Source organism: Sphingomonas faeni, assembly GCF_030817315.1.
Classification (GTDB): domain Bacteria; phylum Pseudomonadota; class Alphaproteobacteria; order Sphingomonadales; family Sphingomonadaceae; genus Sphingomonas; species Sphingomonas faeni_C.
In genome coordinates this window covers 1,997,307-2,022,925 of the sequence record NZ_JAUSZF010000001.1, presented here as the reverse complement: position 1 = coordinate 2,022,925, position 25,619 = coordinate 1,997,307, and the positions used below count along the sequence as shown (strand labels likewise).

The window sequence follows — 25,619 nt, the reverse complement described above, 5'->3', positions numbered from 1 at the left end:
CACTTTAGTTGCGCGGAGGAATCGAAGCGGCGGTCGAGGACGAGAACGGCCGCGTCTTAGTGCCCTTGCCCCAGAGCTTGTTCGGTTTCGCGGCCATCACGAAGCGGAGTTCGCCGCCCTGGCGGATCTCGTCATCGCGCAGATAGCTGCGGGTGAGGGGTTTGCCGTTCAGGATGACCGATCGGATGTACGGGTTGGCGTCCGACAGATTGTCCGTGCGGATCGCGAACTGCTTGCCGCCGGGCAGCGCGAGCGTCGCCTGCGACAGGAACGGGCGACCGATGACATATTCGTTCGACCCCGGCGCGACCGGGTAGAAGCCGAGCGCTGTGAAGACGAGCCATGCGGACATCTGGCCGAGATCGTCGTTGCCGCTCAGCCCCTCGGGCTTGGCGCCGTATTGGCTCTGCACGATTTGGCCGAGCCGCTCCTGCGTCCGCCACGGTGCGCCGGCGTAATTGTAGAGATAGGCAACGTGATGGCTCGGTTCGTTGCCGTGGATATACTGGCCGATCAGCCCGGCGATATCCTCGGCGTGGCTGTAATCGACCTTCGAATTGTCGAAGTCGAACATCGCGTCGAGTTTCTTCACGGTCTTCGCATCGCCGCCGAGCAACCGGAACAACCCCGCCTGATCCTGCGGCACGAACCAGCTATATTGCCACGCATTGCCCTCGGTATAATCGGAGCCGTAGTTGATCGCGGTCGGATCGAAGGGGGTGCGGAAGGTCCCGTTCACGAGCCTTGCGCGCAGCCAGCCGGACTTCGCGTCGAAGCTGTTGCGCCAGTTGCCCGCGCGCTTCTCGAACCGCTCGGCGATGTCGGTCTTGCCCATGCGGCGTGCCATTCGCGCGATCGTCCAGTCGTCATAGGCATATTCGACCGTCTTCGATGCGGCCTCCGGCTCCTTGTCGATCGGGACGTAGCCGCGCTGGATATACTCGCCGAGTCCGCCATAGGAGGCGCGATCAGCGCTCGCGACCATCGCCTGCAACGCGGCGTCCGCGTCGAAGCCGCCGATGCCCTTCATATACGCGTCGGCGATAACGGGCACGGCGTGATAGCCGATCATCGTCCACGTCTCGCGCCCGGCGAATTGCCAGACCGGCAGGATGCCGTCGGGGCTGTGCCGTTGGCTGGCGATCAGCGAGCGGACGATGTCGGAGTTGGTCTTCTCCGGCTGGATCAGCGTCAGCAACGGGTGTTCGGCGCGGAACGTGTCCCAGAGGGAAAAGGTCGAGCGGACCGTGAAGCCGTCGGCTTGGTGCACCTGATCGTCGGGGCCGCGGTAGCGTCCGTCGCTGTCACTCCACACGCTCGGGGCGAGCAGGCTGTGGTAGAGCGCGGTCGCGAAGATGCGGCGCATCGGTGGGGCGGCCTCGAACTTGACGGCGCCGAGTGCGGTATCCCAGTCGCTTCCAGTCTTTGCACGGACCGCGTCGAAGCCGCCGGGTTCGCTATCGAGATTGGCGAGCGCGCCAGCCTCGTCGACGCCGGAAATCCCGACCTTCACCTCGAGCGGCGCGTCGAGCGGGCCGAAATCGAGCCGTGCTTCCAGTGCCTGGCCAAGCTTCTCCGCCAGTGCATCGCTGCCGCGGCCTGGGCCCTGGAAGCCCTTGTACGGGATATCCTTCTCGCGGTTGACCAGTGCGTGGCCGACCAGTGGGGCGGAGAACCGCATCGCGAAGTAGAGCTTGCGGCCGGGCGCCCAACCGCGGGTTTCGCGGAAGCCGGTGAGCACGCCGTCGTCGCGCAGGTGCAGCCCCGACCACAGGATCTTGCCGGGGTAATTGTAGAGCGACGAGCGGAGGTCGACGACGAGATGCGCGGCCTTGCCCTTGGGGAAGGCGTAGCGATGTACGCCGATGCGGGTGCCCGCGGTCATTTCCGCGCGCACGCCGGGCCCGTCGAGGGTGACCGCGTAATAGCCGGGCTTGGCGACTTCGGTGGCGTGCGAAAAGCGCGAGCGATAGCCGGGCGCGGCTGGCGTGCCGGGGTCCATCGGCACAGTGTCGCCCGATACCGGCATGACGAGGATGTCGCCAAGATCGGAATGTCCCGCGCCCGAGAAATGCGTGTGGCTGAACCCCTCGATCGTCGGGTCGTCGTAGCGATAGCCGGCGGCGTGGCCGTAGCAGGTGCGGATCACGCAGGACGTATCGGTATCCGGCGACAACTGGACCATGCCGAACGGTGCGACTGCGCCGGGAAAGGTGTGGCCTTCGCCGCCGGTGCCGATGAACGGATCGACCGCATCGATCGGTTTGGCGCCATCCTGCGCGAAGGCGGGGCCGGCGAGGATCGTGGTGAACAGCGCACCCATGAGGCACGATCGCGTGAAGATGGACATCGAGGTCACCCGTTCGGAGGGAAATAGGCAGGGGAGCTTGCCGGGTGCCAGATGAACCATGTCGCGCACATCCCCTCTATTCGTTCGGTCGCCAGACTGGCTTCATCGCCAGCTCTTGCGCAACCGCAGAAGTGGATTAGAACATCAAATTGGATAATTCAAACGAACAGTTTGGAAGCGGGGGGATGCAGAACATGGTCTTCGGATCGGGGCGATATGCCGCGTATTCACCGGATGTGAATAGTGCGCGCTTGCCAAGCCTTCGCAATCGCGGGATCACTTCGCCGCCAGCATCGAAGTCGCGACGTCGCGACGGACGGCGGCTTCGTCTTCTGTTCTCCAGCATGGATGATCGGTCCGCATGACTCTTCAAACGCCGCCGCGTCTGTCGGGGACCAACCTCGAGCGTGCCGCCGATCACAACCAGCGCGTGACGCTGCATGCCATTCGCCTCGGCGGGTCGCTGACGCGGATCGACCTCGCGCGGATCACCGGGCTGACCGGGCCGGCGATCGCCAACATCACGCGGCGGCTGTTGCAGGAAGGAATGATCGAGGAAGCCGGCCAGCGCCGCGGTGGACGCGGCCAGCCGCCGACCAAACTCGTCGTCCGGGCCGACGCGTGCTACTCGATCGGCGTCAATATCGACCGCGACCATATTACTATCGTGCTGGTCGATTTCCTCGCGCAGATCCTCGCGCGCAAGTCGATCGAGATCAGCTTCGCGCTCCCCGACGACGTTCGCGATCTTTTCCGGCGCTCGGTGCGCCAGATGCTGAAAACCGCGAAGGTCGATCCCGCCAAGCTGGTCGGCATCGGCGTCGCGCGGCCGGATGATCTTGCGCTGGTCGCGATGCCGGGCCGCCCCGCAGCCTATGCCGCATGGGACGGGATCGACATGGCGGCGCTGTTCGAAAAGCCGTTGTCGCTGCCCGTGTTCGTCGAGAACGATGCAGCAGCCGCTGCGATGGGCGAGATGCAGCTCGGCTTCGGACAGAATTACAGCAGTTTCTTCTACATCCTCGTGTCGTCGGGACTCGGCGGCGGTTTCGTCGCGGATGGCGCGTATGTTCGCGGCACGCACGGGCGCAGCGGCGAGCTCGGGTTCATGGCGGCCGGGGGCGGCAAGCGGGGGCGCGAAACCGTGCAGAAACTCGTCTCGCTGTCCGGGCTTGCCGAGCATCTGGCGAGTTCGGGGTTCGAGATCGGGCAGGTGCTGCATCAGTCCGAGTGGGCACCCGACGTCGAAATTTGCCTTGAGGAATGGGTGGAGCGGGCGGCGCACACGCTGTGTACGCCGCTCGACGCGATAAACTGCCTGATCGACCCGGCGGTGATCCTGATCGGCGGGCGCCTGCCGAGCCGGTTGGTGGAGCGGGTCGCGGAGCGCGTGAATCTGCTGATCCGGGACGTGACCGATGCGCCCGCGATCGCGCCGGTTCGTCGTGCCGCCTTGTCGGAGGACGCGCCGGCGGTCGGTGCGGCGATCCTGCCGTTCAGCCACTTCCTGCTGCCCAAGGCCGCTGCGCTCTGGAAGGATTCGGGCGCACCGGCGGACTGACGCGGGTCGCCGATTTCGCCACTGCTAACGTCGACTGATCGAACCCTGCGCTTGGCGTTGGGATAAGGCCGGCTGGGCGTTGGTGGCGCGCGACTATGCGAGAGCGACGGTGAGTCCTCTCGATATCTTCACTCAGACTAACGACGCGCCGAAGGGTATTCGTCGAGTTACGTCCGCAACGGGCCAAAACTAGTGCAACAATCTATTTGACAATTTGCTTTTACAATTGGCAAATAGCGGCGTCGAGACTGCACGCCGACAGGATCCGATTCAACCGGACAGCCTAACCGAAAACGGTGGGCAGGCGCGCTATTCGCAGGGGTAAGTGAGGGGGCGCAGGCATCCTCACGAGGAAGAGGAAAGTCTGATGACCGTAAGCATAGAATCGTGCTCGATCGTGACGCATCGCCGTCGTCCGTTGTCGTTCCTGTTGGCGACGGTCAGTCTTACTGCGGCGTTGGCCGGTGCCGCGCAGGCTCAACAGGCCGCGCCTTCCACGACGCCAGCACCAAGCGCTACGCCGTCCGACCAGGCGCAGCCCGCCTCGACCGCTACGGCACCGTCCGGCCAGACCGCCGGCACGACGCAACCCGATGGATCGGCGCAGGATGCCGCCCCGGATGCAGGACAAGACATCGTCGTCACCGGCTACCGTCGCTCGATCGAGAAAAGCCTTACCCAGAAGCGTGAAGCCAACGCCTTCGTCGACGTCATCACCGCCGAGGACGTCGGCAAGTTCCCCGACAAGAACGTTGCCGACGCGTTGCAGCGCGTTCCGGGCGTCGTCATCACCCGCGACGGCGGCGAGGGCAGCCGGGTCAGCATCCGCGGCCTTCAGGCGGGCCTGACGCTCACCTTGCTCAACGGCAATTTTCTCGCCGGCGCCGACAGTGGCGAGCCGCAGCGGTCGTTCAACTACGTCCTGCTGCCGTCGACCTTCATCGCCAGCACCGAAGTCTATAAATCGCCCGAAGCGCGCCTGGAGGAAGGCGGCGTCGGCGGCACGATCATCCTCAACACGCGGCGGCCGTTCGACGTGCCGGCCTGGTCGGGGTTCGTCTCCGCTGAAGGGACGTATTCGGATACAACGGAGAAATACGAACCGCAGCTCGGCGGGCAGGTTTCGTGGAAGAACAAGGAGGAGACGTTCGGCCTGCTGGTCGGCGGTGTCTGGCAGAAGCGCACCAACCGCGAGTTGCGGAGTGCATCCGAGAGCTGGCTGTGGTGGAGCGATCGCGACGCGCAGGGCAATGTCCGGACGCCCGCGACCGACGTCAACGGCAAGGCGTTCGCGAACGACGATGCGATCTCGTACTGGCCGGGCCAGGGTACGACCGCGCGCGATGGCACGCATTATTCGGGCTATTGGGCACCGCAGTCGGTCAACGCAGAAGTCTTCGACCAAGAACGCGAGCGGTACGGTGTCCAGGCGACTGCGCAGTTCAGGCCGTTCGACGCGGTCACGGTTACCGCGAATTATTTCCGGTTCGGCTATTCCAGCAACTTCACATCGAACACGTTGAAGATCCCCGAATGGGGTTACGACAATTTCTTCACCGGCGCGACGCTCGACAAGAGCGGGACGATCTTCCAGTCGGCGAACTTCGCGGTGCCGGCGCCGGGTACGGGCTGCCTTGCACGCGCGACCCCGTGCACGATGGAAACGCCGCAGATCGCCGGCACGTACAGCCGCGAGAAACAGGTTTCGAACACGTTCGAAACCGAAGTCAAATATAGCCAGGATCGATTCGATGCTGTCCTGAAACTTGGCAAGACCAAGTCGAGCGGTGGCCCGTCGGTGCGGTTCAGCGCCGCCGCCAAGCCGCGCCTGACGACGCCGGGACAGGAGCAGAACGGCAATCTGGTCAGCAACTGGGACATCTCGGACGGGATCGCCAATTTCGAGTTCTCGCCCGAAATCCAGAACAACATCCGCAACGGCATCGCGCAGATCGACGTCGGCTCGACCAACTCGAGCTTCGTCAACAGCGACCTCGGCCAGCGTTATGTGCAGCTCGACCTGACGCGGCGCTTCGATGGTTTCCTGAAGTCGGTGCAGATCGGCGGCAAATGGCGTGACCTGAGGATCGGCCGCGAGACGGGTCGCAACGACTGGTATGCCGATCCGGCGACGTTGCTCCGCTATCAGGATACCGCAGCCGGCGCCGTTGCGCGTCCCGAATTCTTCTACGCAAACCAGATCGGCAACATCAACGGCGGCTTCAACGCCAATGTCGTGCCGGGCATCAATTTCGACGAATATCTGAAGTATCTGAACTCGACCTACGGCCAGGCCGTGCGCGTGTACGAGCCCGATTTCGTCTATTCCCTGGGGGAGCGGGTCTTTGCCGGGTACGCCCAGCTGAACTTCGGAACGGGCGGTCTTCGCGGGAACGTGGGTCTGCGCATGGCCAACACGAAACAGTCGGGCAACACCTCTGATCGCCTGCAATATCTCAACGACTATTGCGTCAACGGACCCGGTGGCGCGAGCGATCCCAACCGTCCGCTTGGGCCCGACGGCAATTGCCAGGTCCTGCCGCTCAGCGTGCGCGAGACGATCGTCAACACGCGCGCCGATCAGTCGAAGACCTACACGGACTGGCTGCCGAGCTTCAACGTGTCGTACGAAGTCACGCCCGACCTGCTGGTTCGCGGCGCGGTCGCCAAGGTCATCGCCCGGCCGTCCTTCGCGGATCTCGGCTCACAGCGCTCGCTCACCTTCCGCTCGGATGCCTATGCGTTCGATCGCGGCCAGTTCGGCGAGTTCGCCGGCTGGTCGGGCAGCGGCGGTAACTCGGATCTGAATCCGTTCTCGGCGTGGCAATATGATCTCGGCATCGAATGGTATTTCCATCGCGGTTCGGTGCTCGGAGCAACCTTCTTCCGCAAGGACGTCTCCGATTTCGTCGTCCCGCTGGTGTTGAACGTCACCCGCGACGTCAATGGAACGCAACAGCTGATCCAGCCTTACTCGACGGTCGCGAACGGTTCGAACGCGCGCTCGCAGGGTGTCGAGCTGTACGCGCAGCACACGCTGCCCTTCGGTCTCGGCGCGCAGGTCAACTTCACCTATAACGACACGTCGGTGGCGGACGTCACGCTCGACGGCCAGAAGGTCGGTTCGTCCGCGTTGGTCGGCAGCGCCAAGACCCAGGTCAACGCCTCGGTCTTCTACGAACACGACAAGGTGCTGCTGCGGGCATCGTACAACCGGCGCGGCGAGGTCGTCGGCGGGTTGCAGTCGGGCCTGAACGAATACACCGACCCCTATGCGCAGGTCGATCTCAACGCGGCGTATGCGCTGACCGACCGGCTGAACCTCACCGCCTCGGTGATCAACCTCACCAAGGCCGAGGAAAGCCGCCATCTCGGCAACGATACGAAGGACCGTTTCACCTACCGGAATTACTTCGGTCGCCGGGCCTATGTGGGCGTGTCGTTCAACTTCTGATGGCCTGGTTTGATCGACTCTTGTCTCGGGTGGCGCCTTCGCGGCGCTACCCTCCCTTTTTCTCGCGGCGCCACGTCGAAGGGCGTGGGTGAAACGCGCGGGCGGCGTGGGGTTCGGATCGCGCTGACCGTGTCCGCGCTGCTGATGTGCGGTCTGGCCAGCGCGTCGAACCCGATCGTTCCCGGCTGGTATGCCGACCCCGAAATCCGTGTGTTCGCCGGGCGCTACTGGATCTATCCGACCTATTCGGATCACTACGGCAAACCCGACGTCACCAGCCGCTTCTCGGCCGCGCAAAAGCTCGCCCGGCAGCGCAAGACGGTGCGCCCGTCCTACGGGATGCAGACCTTCTTCAATGCGTTCTCGTCACCCGATCTGGTGCACTGGACCAAGCACGACCACGTGTTCGACGTGCGGAACGCAGGGTGGGCGGCCTATGCGATCTGGGCGCCGTCGGTGATCCAGGCGAATGGCCGCTATTATATGTTCTTCAGCGCCAACGATATCCAGAGCGATGCGGAGCTTGGCGGGATCGGCCTCGCGGTCAGCGATCGGCCCGGCGGTCCGTTCAAGGACGCGATCGGCAAGCCGCTGGTCGGCGCCTTCCACAACGGTGCGCAACCGATCGACCCGTTCGCGTTTCGCGACCGGGACGGCCAGGTCTATCTGTTCTACGGCGGCTGGAAGCATTGCAACGTCGTCCGTCTCAGCGCGGACCTGAAACGCATCCTGCCGTTCGCGGACGGTTCGAAATACAAGGAAGTGACGCCGCCCGGCTATGTCGAGGGCTCGTTCATGATCGAGCGCACGGGCGTCTATTATCTGATGTGGTCGGAGGGCGGCTGGACCGGCCCGGACTATAGCGTCGCCTATGCGACCGGGCCGGGACCGACCGGACCGTTCACGCCGCGCGGCAAGATCCTGTCGCAGGACCTCCGCATCGCGCGCGGGGCGGGGCATCATTCGGTCGTCAATGTCCCCGGCACCGACGACTGGTACATCGCCTATCACCGCCGCCCGCTCGACACCGATCGCGGCGAACACCGGCAGATCGCGATCGACAGGATGGTCTTTGCCGCCGATGGTCGGATCGAGCCGGTGGTGATGACCAATGCGGGCGTCAAGCCGCGACCGATCGGCGTGCAGAAGCCGACACAATCTTCAGGGAGAGCGATGTGAGAAACAGGGTGATCGCCAATTTGCGCGGCACGGTAGCGACGGTCGCGTCGCTCGCCCTCGTCGCGCCCGCGCCGATACTGGCCCAGACCAAGGCCAGCGCGGCGGCCGCTTCAGCCACCGGAGCGATGCAGCCGCAGGACCAGCCTTCGGTCGATCTGGTCAACCCGCTGATGGGGACCGATTCCGACTACACCTTGTCCTATGGCAACACCTATCCCGCGGTGGCGGTGCCGTGGGGGATGAACTTCTGGACGCCGGTCACCGGCAAGACCAACAGCGGCTGGGGCTACACCTACGACGCGAACAAGATCAACGGCATCAAGCAGACCCACCAGCCCAGTCCGTGGATGAACGATTACGCCGCGTTCTCGCTGATGGCGACGACCGGCGCGCTGAAGGTGAAGGAGGACGAACGCGCGTCCTGGTACAGCCACAAGGCGGAGGACAGCCGGCCGTACAGCTACAAGGTCTATCTCGCCGATTACGACGTGACGGCGGAGGTCGCGCCGACCAACCGCGCCGCGCAGTTCCGCTTCACCTTCCCGCAGAGCAACGACGCGCACATCATCCTCGACGGCTATGCCGGCGGCTCGATGGTCTCGATCGACAAGGCCAAGCGCCGCATCACCGGCTATGTCCGCAACAACCACGGCGGCGTGCCCGATAATTTCCACAATTACTTCGTCGCCGAATTCGACCATGACTTCATCGTCAGCCAGACCTGGGACGGGAAGGGGCAGGTCACCGCGACGCCGACGCGCCAGGGCGATCATGTCGGCGCGGTCGTCAGCTTCAAGACGCGCAAGGGCGAGCAGGTCGGCGTCAAGGTGGCGTCGTCGTTCATCAGCCTCGAACAGGCCGAGCGAAACTTGCGCGGCGAGATCGGTGGCGACGGGTTCGAGCAGACCAAGACGAAGGCCAAGGCGATCTGGCAGCGCGAGTTCGACCGCGTCCAGGTCACCGATCCCAATCTCGACAACCGCCGCATCTTCTACTCGGCGCTGTACCGCATGCTGCAGTTCCCGCGCATGTTCCACGAGGTCGATGGCAAGGGCCAGACCGTCCATTACAGCCCGTACGACGGCAAGGTGCACCCGGGCTTCCTCTATACCGACAACGGTTTCTGGGACACGTGGCGCGCGGTCTTCCCGTTCTTCGCGCTGATGTATCCCGAGCGCGACAGCGAGATCATGCAGGGGCTGGTCAACACCTACAAAGAGTCCGGCTGGCTGCCCGAATGGGCGAGCCCCGGCCACCGCGACGTGATGATCGGATCGAACTCCGCCAACCTGATCGCCGACGCCTATCTGAACGGCGTACGCGGGTTCGACGTCGAGACGCTGTACGAGGCGATGGTCAAGAACGCGACGACCTCGCAAGGGCGTCCGGTCGACAAGAAGGGCAAGGTCGTCGGCGCGGTCGGGCGCGAGGGCGTCGAATATTACAACCGCCTCGGCTATGTGCCCTATGACGTCGGCATCAACGAGAATGCCGCGCGCTCGCTCGAATATGCGACGGCGGACTTCTCGATCTCGCGGCTCGCGGCGGCACTCGGCAAGACCGAGGATGCGAAGCTCTATGCCACGCGGGCGCAGAATTACCGCAAGCTCTATGATGCGCAGAGCGGCTGGATGCGCGGTCGCAACAAGGACGGGAGCTGGTCGACGCCGTTCAGCCCGTACAAATGGGGCGATGCCTTCACCGAGGGCAATGCGCTGCATTACAGCTGGTCGGTGATGCAGGACGTGCAGGGTCTCGCCGACCTGATGGGTGGGCGCGAGGCGTTCGTGAAGCGGCTCGATTCGATCTTCACCACGCCGCCGATCTTCGACGACAGCTATTACGGGCAGACCATCCACGAGATCCGCGAGATGCAGATCGTCGACATGGGACAATATGCGCACGGCAACCAGCCGATCCAGCACATGACCTATCTCTACGACTGGGCGGGCGCACCGTGGAAGACGCAATATCACGTGCGCGACGTGATGAAGAAGCTCTACTCGCCTGCGCCCGACGGCTATCCCGGCGACGAGGACAATGGCCAGACCTCGGCGTGGTACGTGTTCTCGGCGCTGGGTTTCTACCCGGTGACGCCTGCGGTCGGGCAATATGCGATCGGCAGCCCGCTGTTCCAGACCGTGAAGCTGACGATGCCGGGCGGCAAGACGCTGACGATCGAGGCGGCGAACAACGGCCCCGGCAACGTCTACATCCAGTCGGCGAGCTTCAACGGTACCCCGCACGACAAGCCCTGGCTGACTCGCGCGGCGCTGCAGCAGGGCGGCACGCTGCGGTTCGTGATGGGCCCGACGCCGAACACCGCCTGGGGTGCGGCAAAGGCGGATGCGCCGTTCTCGATGAGCGCACCGGTGGCGGGACGTTGACCATGGAGACCGGAATGCGCTTTCGTCGTCGCGACGTCATGACGGGGGCCGCGGCGCTGGCCGTCACCGCCAGCCTCCCGCGCACCGCCTCCGCTGCCGCGCCCCTCTTGAGCAAGCGACCGCCGCGCGCGCAACGTCGCTTCGTCAGCCCCGCGGTCGAGGCCGAGATCGCCCGCGTGAAGGCGAAGATCGCCGACCCCGAACTCGCCTGGCTGTTCGAGAATTGCTACCCCAACACGCTCGACACCACCGTCAAGGTCGGCACGGTTGATGGCAAACCCGGGGGCAAGCCCGATGCGTTCGTCATCACCGGCGATATTGAGGCGCTGTGGCTGCGCGACAGTTCGGCGCAGATGCAGACCTATGTGCACCTCGCGCCGAAGGATGCCGGCTTGCGCCGTGTCTTCGTCGGGCTGATCGCACGGCAGGCGCGGTGCATCCTGATCGACCCGTACGCCAATGCGTTCATGGAGGATCCGACCGCCAAGTCGAACCTCGGCGCGCGGACCGACCAGACCGACATGAAGCCGGGCGTCGCCGAGCGGAAATGGGAGATCGACTCGCTCTGCTACCCGATGCGGCTCGCGCATGGCTATTGGACCGCGACGCGCGACAAGACGCCGTTCGACGATCTCTGGGCGAAGGCGATGCGCCGCGCGGTCGCCACCTTCCGCGAACAGCAGCGCAAGGACGGCAAGGGCCCGTATCGTTTCCAGCGCCTGAACGTCTCGCCGACCGAAACGCTCATGTTCGAAGGCTACGGCGCGCCGACGCGGAAGGTCGGCCTGATCCATTCGATGTTCCGCCCGTCCGACGATGCGTGCCTCTATCCGTTCCTGATCCCGTCGAACCTGTTCGCGGTGTCGGCGTTGCGCATGCTGGCGACGGTCCAGCGCGAGGCGCGCGGCGATATGGCGGGCGCCACCGACAGCGAAGCACTGGCGACCGAGGTCGAGGCGGCGCTCCGCGCGCATGGCCGGATGCCGGACGGGCAGGGCGGCGAGGTCTGGGCGTATGAGGTCGACGGCTTCGGCAACGCGATCTTCATGGACGACGCCAACGTGCCGAGCCTGTCGGGCCTGCCGCTGCTCGGCGCGGCGGATCGCACCGACCCGCTGTTCCGCCGCACCGCCGCGCTCGCCTGGAGCGACCGCAACCCGTATTTCTTCACCGGCACCGCCGCGCGCGGGATCGGCGGGCCGCATATCGGGCTCGACATGATCTGGCCGATGTCGATCGTCACGCACGCGATGAACAGCGACGACGACGCCGTGATCCGCCAGTGCCTGACGTGGCTGAAGACGACGCATGGCGGCACCGGCTTCATGCACGAATCCTTCCACAAGGACGATCCGGCCAAGTTCACGCGGCACTGGTTCGCCTGGGCCAACGGCCTTTTCGGCGAGCTGATCCTCGACCTCGAGCGCCGCAAGCCCGCCTTGCTCGCCGCGCGCTACTGACCCCCCGCTACTGACATCGACTCCGGGAGATACACATGACCACCGCCAACCGCCGCCAGGTGCTCGCCACCACCGGGCTCGCCGGCCTCGCGGGCGTCCTGCCCGCCGCATCGCAGGCGCAGGGCCAGCGCCCGGTCGCGGGCAAGCCCGACCTGTTCGTCGGCACCGGTGGCCACGGCCATACCTATCCGGGTCCGTCGCTGCCGTTCGGGATGGTCCAGCTCGGTCCCGATACCGACAACAGCCGCTGGGATGCGTGCTCGGGCTATCACCAGGACGACGGCTCGATCATGGGCTTCAGCCACACGCATCTGTCGGGCACCGGGATCGGCGACATGCTCGACGTCCTCGTGGTGCCGACGCGCGGACCGTTGCAGCTGAAACCCGGCGCGCTCGGCAAACCCGAAGAGGGCTATCGCCAGCGCTTCACCGACGAACTCGCCGAGCCCGGCTATTACCGCGTGAAGCTCGAATCCGGCGTGCTCGCCGAACTGACCGTGACCGAGCGGACCGGTCACCACCGCTACAGCTTCCCGCAGGGCCCCGGCCACATCCTGGTCGACTTCGCACACATGATCCTCGACGTCTGGGACAAGGGCACGTTGATCGACGAGGCCTCGCTGGCGCTCTCCCCCGACGGGATGCTGACGGGCAGCCGCCGCGTCCACCGCTGGGCGAAGGGACGGCGTATCCATTTCGCGATGCAGCTGTCGCGCAAGCCCGACCGCGTCCAGTTCTTCGGCGACGACGACACGCCGGCACCGGCGGGTGCGAAGGGCGTTACCGGCAACCGCCTGAAGGTCGCGTTCTTCTTCGATCAGGCGGGCGGCGCGCCGATCCTGATCAAGACCGGCATCTCCGCGGTCGACGTCGCCGGCGCCAAGGCCGCGCTCCAGGGCGAAGCGGCAGGCTGGCAGTTCGATGCGGTCCGGCGCTCGGCAGCGCGTATCTGGCAAACCGAACTCGACCGCGTCCGCGTCGATGGCGGTACGCCCGAACAGCGCACGATCATGGCGAGCGCGCTGTATCACGCGTTCCTCTCGCCGACGCTCTTCACCGACCGCGACGGCCGCTATGTCGGGCTCGACCGCAAGGTACACCAGACGACCGCCGCCGAGCCCGCGTTCAGCACCTATTCGATGTGGGACACCTATCGCGCGCTGCATCCGCTGCTCACGCTCGTCCAGCCCGACAAGGCGGCGCAGTTCACCCGCGATCTCGTCCGCCAGACCGTGCAGAGCCCGACCGGATCACCGGTCTGGCCGCTGCAGGGCGTCGAGACCGCGTGCATGATCGGCTGGCATTCGGTGTCGGTACTCGCCGAAGCCTGCGCCAAGGGAATCGAGGCGGATTACGCCGCCGCGTGGCCGCAGATCCGCAGGCGCGCGTTCGACCGCACCTTTCCGGACATCGACAGCACGCTCGGCCGCGGCTTCTATTACGACCTCGGTTTCGTGCCCGCGGACAAGACGTGGGAGTCGGTCAGCCGCACGCAGGAATATGCCTATGACGACTGGGCGATGGCGGTGCTCGCCGAGGCGGCTGGCGCCAAGGCCGACGCCGCTGTGCTGCGCAAGCGCAGCCTCAACTATCGCAACGTCATCGATCCCAAGATCGGATTTGCCCGGCCGCGCTTCGCCGATGGCAGCTGGTGGGTCGATTACGACCCGATCCAGCTGGGCCACAACCCCGAGAAGCAGCGCGATTATACCGAGGCGAACGGGTGGCAGGCGACGTTCCTCAACCAGCACGACGCCTATGGCCTGATCGCGCTGTTCGGCGGCGATGCGGGGTTCGTGAAGAAGCTCGACGCGCTGTTCACCGCGCCGTCGACGCTCCCCAAGAATGCGCCGCCCGACATCACCGGGCTGGTCGGCCAGTATGCGCACGGCAACGAGCCCGATCAGCACGCCGCCTATCTCTACGCCTATGCGGGCGCGCCGTGGAAGACGCAGGCGATGGTGCGTCGCCTGCTGACCGAGATGTACAAGGCCGATCCCGACGGCGTCATCGGCAACGACGATTGCGGCCAGATGAGCGCGTGGTTCATCCTGTCGGCGCTCGGCTTCTATCCGGTCGATCCGGTCAGCGGCGTCTATGTCTTCGGCTCGCCGCTGTTCGACGCGGCACAGGTCGATCTCGGCGCGGGACGAACTTTACGCGTCGTCGCCAAGGGCAATGCGCCGGCCAGCCCCTATGTCCAGTCGGTCCGCTGGAACGGCAAGCCCTGGACCCGGAACTGGATCGCGCACGCCGACCTCGCGCGCGGTGGCGAGCTGGAGTTCACGATGGGACCGAAGCCGTCGTCGTTCGGCACGGCCAAGGCCGACCGCCCGCCCTCGTTCGAACCGCCATCGTTCGAAGCTAAGCGGCGATAGATAAAAAGACGCCTCGGGAACGACGTTCCCGAGGCGCTGAACCGTTCGCCGGCAAGGGGGGAGCCGACGAACTCCCCTCGCTATGACGCGGGCGGGGACAAGGACGGGGGCGCATCCGCAACGGCGCTCCCCCAATTCGGATTGGGTCTGGCTCCCATGATCAGCTCCAGCCGGGCGCCATCCTTGACGTCGGCATGGCTGAACCAGGACTTCGTCCACGGCTTGCCGTTCAGCGTCGCCGACTGGATGTAGATATTGGTCGGCGAGTTGCCGCGCGCGACGATCTCCAGCGTCCGGCCGTTGCCGAGCCGGATCGCCGCCTCGTCGAACACCGGACTGCCCAGCACATAGACGTCGCTCGACGGATCGACCGGATAGAAACCCATCGCGCTCAGCGCATACCAGGACGACGTCGCGCCCTGATCGTCCATCCCGGGATAGCCGTAGCCGGACGCATCGCTGCCATAGAGCGTGTCGAGGATGCGCCGCGTCAGCGCCTGCGTCTTCCACGGCTGGCCGCTCCACGCATAGAGATACGCGGCGTGCTGGTCGGGCTGGTTGCCCTGCACGTACTGCCCGATCAATCCCGTGCAATCGCGGCAGATGCCCGTTGGCGTATAGGGGGTCGCAAAGAACCGATCGAGCTTGGCATTGAACGTCGCGCGTCCGCCGAGCGCGGTGGCGAGCCCCTGCACGTCGTGCGGGACGAGCCACAAGGTCGACCAGCCCGACGCCTCTTTCATCATGTAGTTGTAATAGGGCTCCTGCGGATCGAACGGCGCGATCCATTTGCCATCGGCAGTGCGGCCCCGGATGAACCCGATGGAGGGATCGAACACGTTGCGCCAGTTGGACGCGCGCGCGCTGAACAGCTTTGCGTCGTCGGTCTTGCCGAGCCGCTCGGCGAAGTCTGCCATCGCATGGTCGTCCCACGCATATTCCAGCGTCGTCGCCGCGCCGGCCTTGCCGCCGGCATAGGGTGGGCTGGGATTGCCCGGTGGGATCTCGTCCGCGATCCAGCCATTGCGCTGATATTCCGCCAGATAGCCGCGCGGGCCTTTCGGATCGACGGCGTTGCGGCGGAGGAACTCGTACGCGGCGGCATAGTCGAACGCGATGCCGCGCTTCCACGCGCCGAGATACAGGAACACCGCGTTGTCGCCGTGGAACGAGGTGTTCATGTACCCCCGCTCGCGCGCCATATCGAGTTCGGAGCGCATCACGTTCTGGACCAGCTCGGGCTCCATCAGCTCCAGCAGCACGATCTGGTTGCGCCCGGTATCCCAGAACGGCACCGGCCCGTACCGGTCATAGGTCGCGGTCCGGGTCTTGCCGTTGGTGTCGGTGAAGCGCTCGCCCTTGTGCGCCAGCAAACGCGGGCTGGCAAAGGACTGGAACAGCGTCGAATAGAACAGCATCCGCTGCTTGGCCGTGCCGCCCTTCACCCGGACGCGGTTCAGCAACGTCGCCCATGTGTTCGTCGCCGCCTGGCGGACTCCCTCGAAATTCCACCCGGGCTGTTCGCGTCGCAGGCGTCGTTCGGCGTCGGCGAAGCTCTGGCCGTGCGCGATCTTCACCAGCACCGTCTCGTCCTGCCGGGTGGTGAAGTTCAGGTAGGTGCCGGCGAAGCTGCCGGTGATCGTGCGCGATGCGGGGACGACGTCCTTGTCGCCGATGCCGTAGCCGCGGCTGTTGCCAGGCGACTTGCGGAAGGTGCCATAGCCGCTGAACGGCTTGGAGAATTGTGCGACGAAATAGCGGCCGTCACGCGCATCGTCGTCGCCCCGTTCCGCCGCGATGCCACGCACCTGGTCGTTGCCGACCACCTCGACCTCGCCGCCGCGGCCGGGCAGGTTGAGGATCAGGTGCGATCGCTGGCTGGCCGGAAAGGTGAACCGCATCAGGCTGGTCCACTGCGTCGCGGTCAGTTCGGCGCGCGTCCGAAACGTGTCGAGATAGACCGAATAATAGCCCGGCCGCGCGACCTCCTTCGCCTTGTCGTAATAGGCCTGGGTATAGGCCGGCGGCACCGTCCAGTCGCCCACCACCGGCATGATGATCGGTTGCGCGCGCGCGCCATAGGACGGCCCGCCGCCGCCGGTGAAGCCGATCATCGTCAGGCTCGGATAATGATAGGGTGTCGCCACCCCGGTCGGATAGGTCGCCTCGACGTTGACGTTGACCGGCGCCGCCGCGACCGAGCTGTTGGGCAGTCGCGCACCGGGCGAGGTGATCCCCGAATAGACCGGCTCGCCCGGCGGCGGCGCGTTGCCGATCAGTTCGGGGCGATCGAGCGGCGCGGTGCCGACGAGCGGGTTGGCTTCCTCGACCGGCGATTTGTCCGACCCGGGGGAATGCTGGCCGTTCACCGCACCGAAGGGCGTCAGCATCAGGATCGCAGCGACCGCCGTGGTTCGCCGCGCGATCGATAGGCTGCTGGCGACGCGGGGGCGCGGCGACGGGGGCGGGCCAGGGCGTGTTGTATCGGTCACGGGGCAATCCTCCTCCGCCGCCGGGTTTCTATGCGAACCGCGTGCTGCACCCCGATACTTTATTAAACTAATTTGATTGTCAATAAGGACAGGAGTCCTGCTGTAAGTCGGGGTCGGGCCGAGAAGGGATGGCGACCGACTTTGCTCGTAGCGTCAGCTCAGCGGCGGCGCGTTCCGGGCGCGGCGGTGCTGCCACGGACGATCAGTTCGTGATCCAGCGTGACCTGCCGCGACGGGCTGTCGACGCCGCGGAGGATATCGACGAGCAACTCGACGGTGCGGCAGCCGATCATCGACTTGGGCTGGGCGATCGTCGTCAGCGGCGGCTGGAAATAGCGTGCTAGCGGAAGGTCGTCGAAGCCGATGACCGAGACGTCCTTCGGGCATGACAGCCCCGCGTCGCCGATCGCGCTGAGCGCGCCCATCGCCATTTCGTCGCTGAAGCAGAAGATCGCGGTCACGTCCTGCGCGATCAGGTCGCGGGTATGGTCGATGGCCGAGCCGGCGGAATAGTCGCCGATGCGGATGTGGAGGTTCTCGCGGAGGCCGGCGCGGGTCATAGCGTCGATCGCGCCGGCGAGACGGTCGCGGCTGATCGGGCTGATCTCGGGGCCGGTGACGACACCGATCCTGCGGTGGCCGAGGCCAATGAGATGCTCTATCGCGTCGGCGCTGGCCGCGGCGTTGTCGATATGGACGCTGGGGACGCCCAGGTCGGGACTGTATTCGCAGCCGTTGACGATTGGCGCCGAGGCCCCCTTGCGCGACAGCAGGGGAGCGAGGCTGGCGGGCAGGCGGTGGCCGAGGAAGATCAGCCCGTCGACTTCGCGGCGCGAGAGCATGTCGGCATATTGGTCCTCGACCTCAGGATCGTGCCGCGTGTCGCCGACCACGACCGAGTAACCCGCGTCCCTCGCGGCCTCTTCCGCACCGCGGATGACGCTGGCGAAGAACGCGTTGGAGATGTCGGGGACGGTCAGCAGGATCTTGGCGGCGCGCAACGTGCGCAGGCTGCGCGCGGCTACGTTGGGCGTGTAGCCGGAGGACCGGACCACCGCGAGCACCCGCAGGCGCGTTTCCTCCGACACCTGTTCGGGGCGGCTCAGTACGCGCGAAACGGTGGCGGTGGAGACGCCCGCGAGTGCGGCCACTTCGATGATCGTCGGCATGGCGTCGTCATGTATCCGGTCGGAGGCAGTGTCGATATATATCCGATGTAATCCTTTACATCCGTTTCATGGATCCGTAGCTTCCTGTCAGACAAGCAGTAAAACTGCGATCGGAGAGGTTGGCGAATGGCCGTTGCAGACACTGCACAATATTCAACAGGCGTAGCTCCGTCGGGTGGTCTTTTGACCGGCCGCCTGAGCGCGATGATGTTCATGCAGTTCTTCGTCTGGGGCGCGTGGACCGTCACGCTCGGACTCGTCATGCAGACGGTCGGGATCGGCAACCTCATCGGCAACGCCTTCTCGGTCGGGCCGATCGCGTCGATCGTCGGGTCGTTCCTGCTCGGCATGGCGGCAGCTCGGTACGTCAGCCCGCGGATGCTGATGGTGATCCTGCATCTTGTCGGCGGCGTGCTGTTGTTCGTGCTGCCATCGCTGGTGACGCCGGAGAACGGCCGGACCTTCGTCTGGCTGCTGCTCTGCTACATGATCCTCTACATGCCGACGGTCGGCCTCGCGAACACGATCGCGCTGAAGAGCTTCGGCGAGCGGACCGACAAGTTCCCGTTCGTCCGCGCGTTCGGCACGCTCGGCTGGATCACCGCCGGCCTGATCATCGGCTGGGCGGGGCTGTCGGCGAGCCCGGAGATCTTCCGCGTTGCGGCGGTCGTCTCGATCGCGCTCGGTCTTTACAGCTTCACCCTGCCGAACGTCACCGCGGATGCGCCGCGCGACGAGAGCGTGCTTCGCCAGGTGTTCTGCGTCGAGGCGTTCGGTCTGCTCCGACAGCGCTCGTTCCTGATCTTCATGACCTGCGCGACGCTGATCTCGATCCCGCTGGCGATGTATTATGCCTATGCCTCGCCCTATGTCGGCGCGACCGGCATCAGCAACGTCGGCGGCACGCTCGCGATCGGGCAGATGTCCGAACTCGTGTTCATGTTCTCGATGCCGTGGCTGTATCGCCGGTTCGGCGTGAAGCCGCTGCTGCTGGTCGGCATGGCCGCATGGGCGTTGCGCTACGCCTTGTTCGCGCTCGGCGATGGCGGTTCGTCGATCTGGGCGGTGTATCTCGGCGTCGCGCTGCACGGCGTGTGCTATGATTTCTTCTTCGTCGCCGGCGCGATCTACACCGGCACGATCGCCACGCCCAAGGGCGTCAACGCGCAGGCGCAGGGCATGCTGACGCTGTTCACCTACGGCGTCGGCATGCTGCTCGGATCGCAGATCGGCGCGCTGCTTTACGCGCAGCTGCCCGCATCGCCGACCATCGCCGACTGGCAGCATATGTGGTGGTATCCCGCGATCGCCGCGGCCGTGATCGCGCTGCTGTTCCAGTTCACCTTCCGCGACGATACCAGAAAGAGTGCAGCATGACCGGCATGAAGGGCCCCGGGATTTTCCTCGCCCAGTTCCTCGGCGACGAGGCTCCGTTCGATACGCTCGACGCGCTGGCCGAGTGGGCGGCTGGACTCGGCTATGTCGGCGTCCAGATCCCCTGCAACGCGCAGTTGATCGACCTGAAGCTCGCCGCCGAGAGCAAGACCTATTGCGACGATCTGCGCGGCAGGCTGGCTAACCACGGCATCGAGGTCACCGAGCTGTCGACGCATCTGCAAGGCCAGCTCGTCGCCGTCCACCCGGCGTACGACACGCTGTTCGACGGCTTCGCGCCCCCCGAACTCCACGGCAAGCCGGCCGAGCGCCAGCTATGGGCGGTCGAGCAGGTCAAGCTCGCCGCACGCGCCAGCGCCAATCTTGGCCTGTCCGCGCACGCCACCTTCTCGGGCGCGCTGGCATGGCCGTACGTCTACCCCTGGCCGCAACGCCCCGCCGGGTTGATCGAGGAGGCCTTTGCCGAACTCGCCCGCCGCTGGACCCCGATCCTCGACGTGTTCGAGCAATCCGGCGTCGATTGCGCGTTCGAAGTCCATCCCGGCGAAGACATTCATGACGGCGCGACCTGGGAACGCTTCCTCGCCGCGGTCGACAACCATCCGCGCGCGCGCCTGCTGTTCGATCCGTCGCATTTCGTGTTGCAGCAGCTCGACTATCTCGACTTCATCGATCGCTATCACGACCGGATTTCGTGCTTCCACGTCAAGGATGCCGAGTTCAACCCGACCGGCCGAACCGGCGTGTACGGGGGTTACGAGAACTGGGTCGACCGCGCCGGCCGTTTCCGCTCGCTCGGCGACGGGCAGGTCGATTTCTCCGCGATCTTTAGCAAGATGGCGCAATATGGCTATGACGGCTGGGCGGTGCTCGAATGGGAGTGCGCGCTGAAACGGTCCGATGATGGCGCGCGCGAAGGCGCACCGTTCATTCGCGACCACATGATCCGCCTGACCGAACGCCCGTTCGACGACTTCGCCGCCAGCGGCATCGACCGCGCCGCCATCCGCAAGTTGCTTGGGCTGTCGGAGGAGCAGGCATGAGCCGTCTTCGTCTCGGCATGGTCGGCGGCGGGGAAGGAGCCTTTATCGGCGCCGTCCACCGGATGGCAGCCGCGCTCGACGGCGATTGGGACCTCGTTGCAGGCGCGTTCAGCACCGACGCCGGGCGCAACACGCGCACCGGTACCCTGCTCAACCTCGATCCACAGCGCGTCTATCCGTCGATCGACGCGATAATCGCAAACGAGCGAAACCTACCCGCAGACCAGCGCATTGACGCGCTCGCGGTCGTCACGCCGAACCATCTCCACGCCCCGATGGCGATCGCCGCGCTGAACGCCGGCTTCCACGTCTTCTGCGAAAAGCCGATGGCGATGAGCGTGGTCGAGGCCGAGGCGATCGCCGCCGCCGCCAAGGCCAGCGGCCGCCACTTCGCACTGGCCTTCACGTACAGCGGCTATCCGCTGATCGAAGAGGCGCGCGCGCGCGTCGAACGCGGCGATTTCGGCGCGATCCGCCTGGTCCAGGTCGAATATCTGCAAGGCTGGCTCAGCCAGCCGATCGACACCGACGGCAACAAGCAGGCGGAGTGGCGCACCGATCCCGCCCGCGCCGGTCTTGGCGGCTGCCTCGGCGACATCGGCACGCATGCGTTCCAGCTCGCCGAGCATGTCTCCGGCCTGTCGGTACACTCGGTTTCCGCAGACCTGACGACGCATGTCGAGGGCCGCCGGCTCGACGACGACGTCAGCGCGCTGCTCCGGTTCGAGGGCGGTGCACGCGGCGTGCTCAAGGCGACGCAGGTCGCGGCGGGCGAGGAGAACGGGCTTCGGCTGCGCATTCACGGCGAACGCGGCGGCTTGGACTGGTCGCAGATGGAACCCAACACGCTGACGCTCCGCTGGCTCGACCGCCCCGCCGAGATCGTGCGGACCGGTGGCCCCGGCATGCTCGACGCGACCGCCTCGCTGGCGCGTACACCTGCCGGTCATCCCGAGGGCTATATCGAGGCTTTCGGCAATCTTTACCGCGCGTTCGCCTCGGCGATCCGCGGCGATCAAGACGGCCGCTGGTTTCCGGGCGTGACCGATGGCCTACGCACGATGCGCTTCATCGAGGCGGTGATCGCCAACGCCGGCGCAGACCAGAAATGGACTTTAGTAAATCCGGGAGAGAATGGATGAAGCTGCTCATGGCTCTGGTCGCGGGAAGTATCGCGGCAGTTGCAACAGTCACGGTCTCAGCACCGACCACCGCGCAATCCACCGCTGCTGCACCGCCGGCCTTCGCCGCGTGCCGCGCGTGCCACACCGTCGTGAAGGGCGGCAAGAACGGCATCGGCCCGAACCTGTACGGCGTGGTCGGCCGTGCCGCCGCCGCGACGCCCGGCTTCAACTACTCGCCCGCGATGAAGGCATCGAAGCTGCGCTGGGACGAGAAGACGCTCAACGAGTATCTCGCCGCACCGCAGAAGAAGGTGCCGGGCACGCGCATGCCGATCGCGACGCCCGATGCCGCCAAGCGCGCGACGATCATCGCCTACCTCAAGGCCGAGGGCTCGAAATGACGGTAATGGTCGCATGACGCTCTCCCGCCGAAACCTGCTCGGGGCCGGGCTCGCGGCAGGCGCTGCCGCGTCGCTGGTGCCGGGCATGGCCGGGGGGCAACGCCGCAGCTCGAACGCCGCGCGCTTCTCGCTCGGCTACGCGCCGCACGAGGGCAGCTTCGCCAGCCGCGGCGGGCGAATCGAACAGATCGCCTTCGCCGCCGATCAGGGCTTCACCGCCTGGGAGGACAACGAGGCGGCGACGCGGTCGGTGGCCGAGCAGGAGCAGATGGCCAAGGCGCTCGCGCAGCGCGGCATGACGATGGGCGTGTTCGTCGCCAGCATGCCCAAATGGTCGAAGTCCAGGCCATTGCTCGGCGCGACCGACGGCGCCGAGCGCGAGGCGTTCCTCGCCGATATCCGCGCCTCGCTCGACGTCGCCAAGCGACTGAATGCGAAGCGGATGACCGTCGTCACCGGCTTCATGGACCCGAAGGTTCCGGTGGATATCCAGACCGCGCGCGTGATCGACGTGATGCGCCGCGCCGGCGATATCGTCGCGCCATCGGGGGCGGCGATGGTGATGGAGCCGCTCAACACGCGGACCAACCATCCGGGCGTCTATATGCAGACGATCTCGCAGGGCTATGCGGTGGCGCGCGGTGCCAACAGCCCGGCGGTCAAGGTGCTCGCCGATCTGTATCACGAGCAGATCCAGTCGGGGAACCTGATCCCGACGCTCGACACCTGTTGGAACGAGATCGGCTATATCCAGTTCGGCGACAATCCGGGCCGCAACGAACCATCGACCGGCGAGATCAATTACGCCTCGATCGTGAAGTGGCTGCGGGCAAAACGCTATTCGGGCGTGATCGGCATGGAACACGGCAATTCGATCGCCGGGCGTGCGGGCGAGGATCGCCTGATCGCCGCTTACCGCGAGATCGATGCAGCATGAGGGGGACGGGGATGAGGGGAAGACGCATGAACACCTTTTTGATGGCGAGCGTCGCCGCGGCGATGACGTTGATGGCGACGGGGTCTGTCGCGGCTCAGGAGAAGCCCGGCTTCAAGGACACGCCGATGCTGCCCGGCGGGCAGTGGCGCGTTCATGACGCCGACCGCCCTGCGCCGGTCGTCGTCGCGCCGGCCGCGACCCCCGGTGGTCCACCCGCCGATGCGGTCGTGCTGTTCGACGGGCGTTCGCTCGATGCATGGAAGCCCGATCGGATCGCATGGCCGATCGCGGACGGTGCGCTGACGATCCCGTCGCGTGCGAAGAGCGGCGGCGAGAACAACCTCGTCTCGAAACAGAGCTTCGGCGACGTGCAGATGCATCTCGAATTCCGCTCGCCAAACCCGCCGACCAAGACCTCGCAGGACCGCGGCAACAGCGGCATCTGGTTCATGCAGCGCTACGAACTGCAGATCCTCGATGGCTCGCAGAACCCGACCTATGCCGATGGCACGGTCGGCGCGGTCTATGGCTGGAAGCCGCCACTGGTGAACGCCGCGCGTCGCCCCGGCGAATGGCAGACCTACGATATCGTGTTCGAGCGACCCCGCTTCGCCGCCGACGGCAGCCTGCTGCGCCCGGCCTACGTCACCGCGCTGCTCAATGGCGTGCTGGTCCAGAACCACCAAGCGATGCTCGGCACGACCAACTGGCGCCACGTCGCTGCTTACACGGCGCACGCCGATGCCGCACCGATCCAGCTCCAGGATCACGATTCACCGGTGTCGTTCCGCAATATCTGGGTCCGTCCGCTAACCGAGGCGGCGATCGCACAGGACCTGAAGAAGGACGGTAAATGATCGATCGCAGAACTGCACTCGCAGGCGTCGTCGCCATGTTCGGCACGGCCCTGTATGCGCCGATCGCGCGCGCGGCCGGTGTCGCGCAGGCGCCCGGCGCGGCCGCCGGCATCCCCGTCATCAGCGAGGGCCCGCCCAGCGTCGCGGTCTTCACAGCCCCCCAGCGCGCGCTGATGACCGCGCTCAGCGAACGCGTGCTGCCTACCACCGATACACCGGGCGCGATCGCCGCCGGTGTCCCGGCCTATATCGAGAAGCTGCTCGCCGACTGGGCCGCTCCGGCCGACCGCGCGCCGATCCTCGCCGGGCTCGACGCGATCGAGGCGCGCAGCCTCAAGGACTATAAGGTCGCCGGTGCAAAGGCGACGGCGACGCAGCAGGATGCGCTGCTCACGCTCGCGATGAACGACCAGATCCCGTCGGGCGGCGTCTTTTTCGAGGCATTCCGGCAGCTCGTCGTCACCGGCTATTACACCTCCGAAATCGGCATGACGCAGGAGCGGGAGTATTTGCCGGTGCCTGGTGAGTATAATGGTGAATTTCCCTATTCTCAGGTCAACAAGGTGTATTCCGCATGATGCTCAGCCGTAGACACCTGCTTGCGGGCTCGGGCGCGGTGGCCGCGCTTGCGTTCGTGCCGGCCGCGTCGGCGGCGCAGTTGAGGGCGATCGGCCTGCAGCTCTACACGATCCGCGACATCTTTTCGAAGGACCCGGTCGGCACACTCGGCAAGGTCGCGCAGATCGGTTACCGCGAGATCGAGTTCGGCGGTGGCGGCTATGACGGCATGGACCATGCGATGCTGCGCCGGACGATGGACAAGCTGGGCCTGACCGCACCGTCCGTGCATATCGGCTACGACGCGCTGCTCAAGCAGTTCGACCAGTCGGTGACGATGGCCAAGACGCTCGGCGCGACCACGGTCGTGCTGCCGTACATGACCGCCGAGCATCGCAACGAGGCGGGCTGGAACGCGGCGCTGCCGAACTTCAACCGGTTCGCGACCGAACTGAAGAAGGCCGGGCTGGGCTTTGCCTATCACAACCACGATTTCGAGTTCACGACCAAGCCGGGCGGGGTCAGCCTGTACGACCGGTTGCTGAAGGAGACCGACCCCGCGCTCGTGAAGGTGGAACTCGATCTCTATTGGGCGCTGCATGCCGGCGAAAACCTGTCGACCCTGATCGAGCGCTTGGCGCCGCGCCTCTACGCCTATCACGTCAAGGACATGCGCCCCGACCGGAGCATGACCGCGGTCGGGCAGGGCACGATCGATTTCGGCGCGCTGTTCAAGCTGAAGGGCAGCGCCGGCGTGCGGCATTTCTACGTCGAGAACGACGAGGCTCCCGCGCCTTATCTGCCCGACATCACCACGAGTTTCCGGACACTGCGCGCGCTTCGTTTTTAAATGGGGGCGCTTCTGACGGGGCGT

General features: G+C 65.8%; 17 protein-coding genes. 14 read left to right on the top strand and 3 right to left on the bottom strand.

The annotated features are described in order from the left end of the window. Positions 1 to 4: 4 nt before the first annotated feature. On the bottom strand, positions 5 to 2,350 hold the full coding sequence (locus QFZ54_RS09345) for a GH92 family glycosyl hydrolase (protein WP_307086592.1): 2,346 nt from the start codon (positions 2,348 to 2,350) through the stop codon (positions 5 to 7). 361 nt (positions 2,351 to 2,711) lie between these two features. Between QFZ54_RS09345 and QFZ54_RS09340 the strand changes: the two genes are divergently transcribed. The 6 genes from QFZ54_RS09340 to QFZ54_RS09315 all read left to right on the top strand — a co-directional run bounded on the left by QFZ54_RS09340 (position 2,712) and on the right by QFZ54_RS09315 (position 14,769). Next, a complete protein-coding gene (locus tag QFZ54_RS09340) occupies positions 2,712 to 3,911 on the top strand; it encodes an ROK family transcriptional regulator (protein WP_307086589.1) in 1,200 nt (399 codons plus the stop codon). A gap of 367 nt (positions 3,912 to 4,278) precedes the next feature. After that, positions 4,279 to 7,365, top strand: a complete 3,087-nt coding sequence (locus QFZ54_RS09335; RefSeq protein ID WP_307086586.1) for a TonB-dependent receptor — start codon at positions 4,279 to 4,281, stop codon at positions 7,363 to 7,365. 84 nt (positions 7,366 to 7,449) lie between these two features. After that, positions 7,450 to 8,544 (top strand): glycoside hydrolase family 43 protein, encoded by a 1,095-nt coding sequence (locus tag QFZ54_RS09330; RefSeq protein ID WP_307086584.1) that lies wholly within the window; start codon positions 7,450 to 7,452, stop codon positions 8,542 to 8,544. Between the two features lie 125 nt (positions 8,545 to 8,669). Further along, positions 8,670 to 10,931 (top strand): GH92 family glycosyl hydrolase, encoded by a 2,262-nt coding sequence (locus tag QFZ54_RS09325; RefSeq protein ID WP_307089355.1) that lies wholly within the window; start codon positions 8,670 to 8,672, stop codon positions 10,929 to 10,931. Positions 10,932 to 10,945: 14 nt separating this feature from the next. Next, positions 10,946 to 12,391, top strand: coding sequence for a glycoside hydrolase family 125 protein (locus tag QFZ54_RS09320; RefSeq protein ID WP_307086582.1), 1,446 nt, complete (start codon positions 10,946 to 10,948; stop codon positions 12,389 to 12,391). A 35-nt stretch (positions 12,392 to 12,426) separates the two neighbouring features. Beyond that, positions 12,427 to 14,769 carry a GH92 family glycosyl hydrolase gene (locus tag QFZ54_RS09315; protein WP_307086580.1) on the top strand — a complete coding sequence of 781 codons (2,343 nt, stop codon included), beginning with the start codon at positions 12,427 to 12,429 and terminating at the stop codon, positions 14,767 to 14,769. 80 nt (positions 14,770 to 14,849) lie between these two features. Here the strand turns inward: QFZ54_RS09315 and QFZ54_RS09310 are convergent, their stop codons facing one another. After that, a complete protein-coding gene (locus tag QFZ54_RS09310; protein WP_307086577.1) occupies positions 14,850 to 17,261 on the bottom strand; it encodes a GH92 family glycosyl hydrolase in 2,412 nt (803 codons plus the stop codon). Between the two features lie 158 nt (positions 17,262 to 17,419). Then, positions 17,420 to 18,430, bottom strand: a complete 1,011-nt coding sequence (locus QFZ54_RS09305) for a LacI family DNA-binding transcriptional regulator (RefSeq protein WP_307086575.1) — start codon at positions 18,428 to 18,430, stop codon at positions 17,420 to 17,422. A 126-nt stretch (positions 18,431 to 18,556) separates the two neighbouring features. Between QFZ54_RS09305 and QFZ54_RS09300 the strand changes: the two genes are divergently transcribed. The 8 genes from QFZ54_RS09300 to QFZ54_RS09265 are packed head-to-tail and all read left to right on the top strand — an operon-like array spanning position 18,557 to position 25,595. Next, the gene (locus QFZ54_RS09300; RefSeq protein ID WP_307086573.1) at positions 18,557 to 19,807 is read left to right on the top strand and encodes an MFS transporter; all 1,251 of its coding nucleotides are present in this window, start codon (positions 18,557 to 18,559) and stop codon (positions 19,805 to 19,807) included. Next, complete coding sequence (locus QFZ54_RS09295) at positions 19,804 to 20,868, top strand: sugar phosphate isomerase/epimerase family protein (protein ID WP_307086571.1); 1,065 nt, start codon at positions 19,804 to 19,806, stop codon at positions 20,866 to 20,868. Before QFZ54_RS09300 ends, QFZ54_RS09295 begins: the two co-directional genes overlap by 4 nt. Then, positions 20,865 to 22,010: a Gfo/Idh/MocA family protein gene (locus QFZ54_RS09290; protein ID WP_307086569.1), complete on the top strand. Its 1,146-nt coding sequence runs from the start codon at positions 20,865 to 20,867 to the stop codon at positions 22,008 to 22,010. Before QFZ54_RS09295 ends, QFZ54_RS09290 begins: the two co-directional genes overlap by 4 nt. After that, positions 22,007 to 22,393, top strand: coding sequence for a c-type cytochrome (locus tag QFZ54_RS09285; RefSeq protein ID WP_307086567.1), 387 nt, complete (start codon positions 22,007 to 22,009; stop codon positions 22,391 to 22,393). The genes QFZ54_RS09290 and QFZ54_RS09285 overlap by 4 nt, the downstream gene beginning before the upstream one ends. A gap of 13 nt (positions 22,394 to 22,406) precedes the next feature. After that, on the top strand, positions 22,407 to 23,330 hold the full coding sequence (locus tag QFZ54_RS09280) for a hydroxypyruvate isomerase family protein (RefSeq protein ID WP_307086565.1): 924 nt from the start codon (positions 22,407 to 22,409) through the stop codon (positions 23,328 to 23,330). A gap of 41 nt (positions 23,331 to 23,371) precedes the next feature. Then, complete coding sequence (locus QFZ54_RS09275; protein ID WP_373458587.1) at positions 23,372 to 24,187, top strand: 3-keto-disaccharide hydrolase; 816 nt, start codon at positions 23,372 to 23,374, stop codon at positions 24,185 to 24,187. Beyond that, positions 24,184 to 24,765, top strand: a complete 582-nt coding sequence (locus QFZ54_RS09270) for a gluconate 2-dehydrogenase subunit 3 family protein (protein WP_307086559.1) — start codon at positions 24,184 to 24,186, stop codon at positions 24,763 to 24,765. The genes QFZ54_RS09275 and QFZ54_RS09270 overlap by 4 nt, the downstream gene beginning before the upstream one ends. Beyond that, complete coding sequence (locus QFZ54_RS09265) at positions 24,762 to 25,595, top strand: TIM barrel protein (RefSeq protein WP_307086557.1); 834 nt, start codon at positions 24,762 to 24,764, stop codon at positions 25,593 to 25,595. The genes QFZ54_RS09270 and QFZ54_RS09265 overlap by 4 nt, the downstream gene beginning before the upstream one ends. Positions 25,596 to 25,619 lie beyond the last annotated feature (24 nt).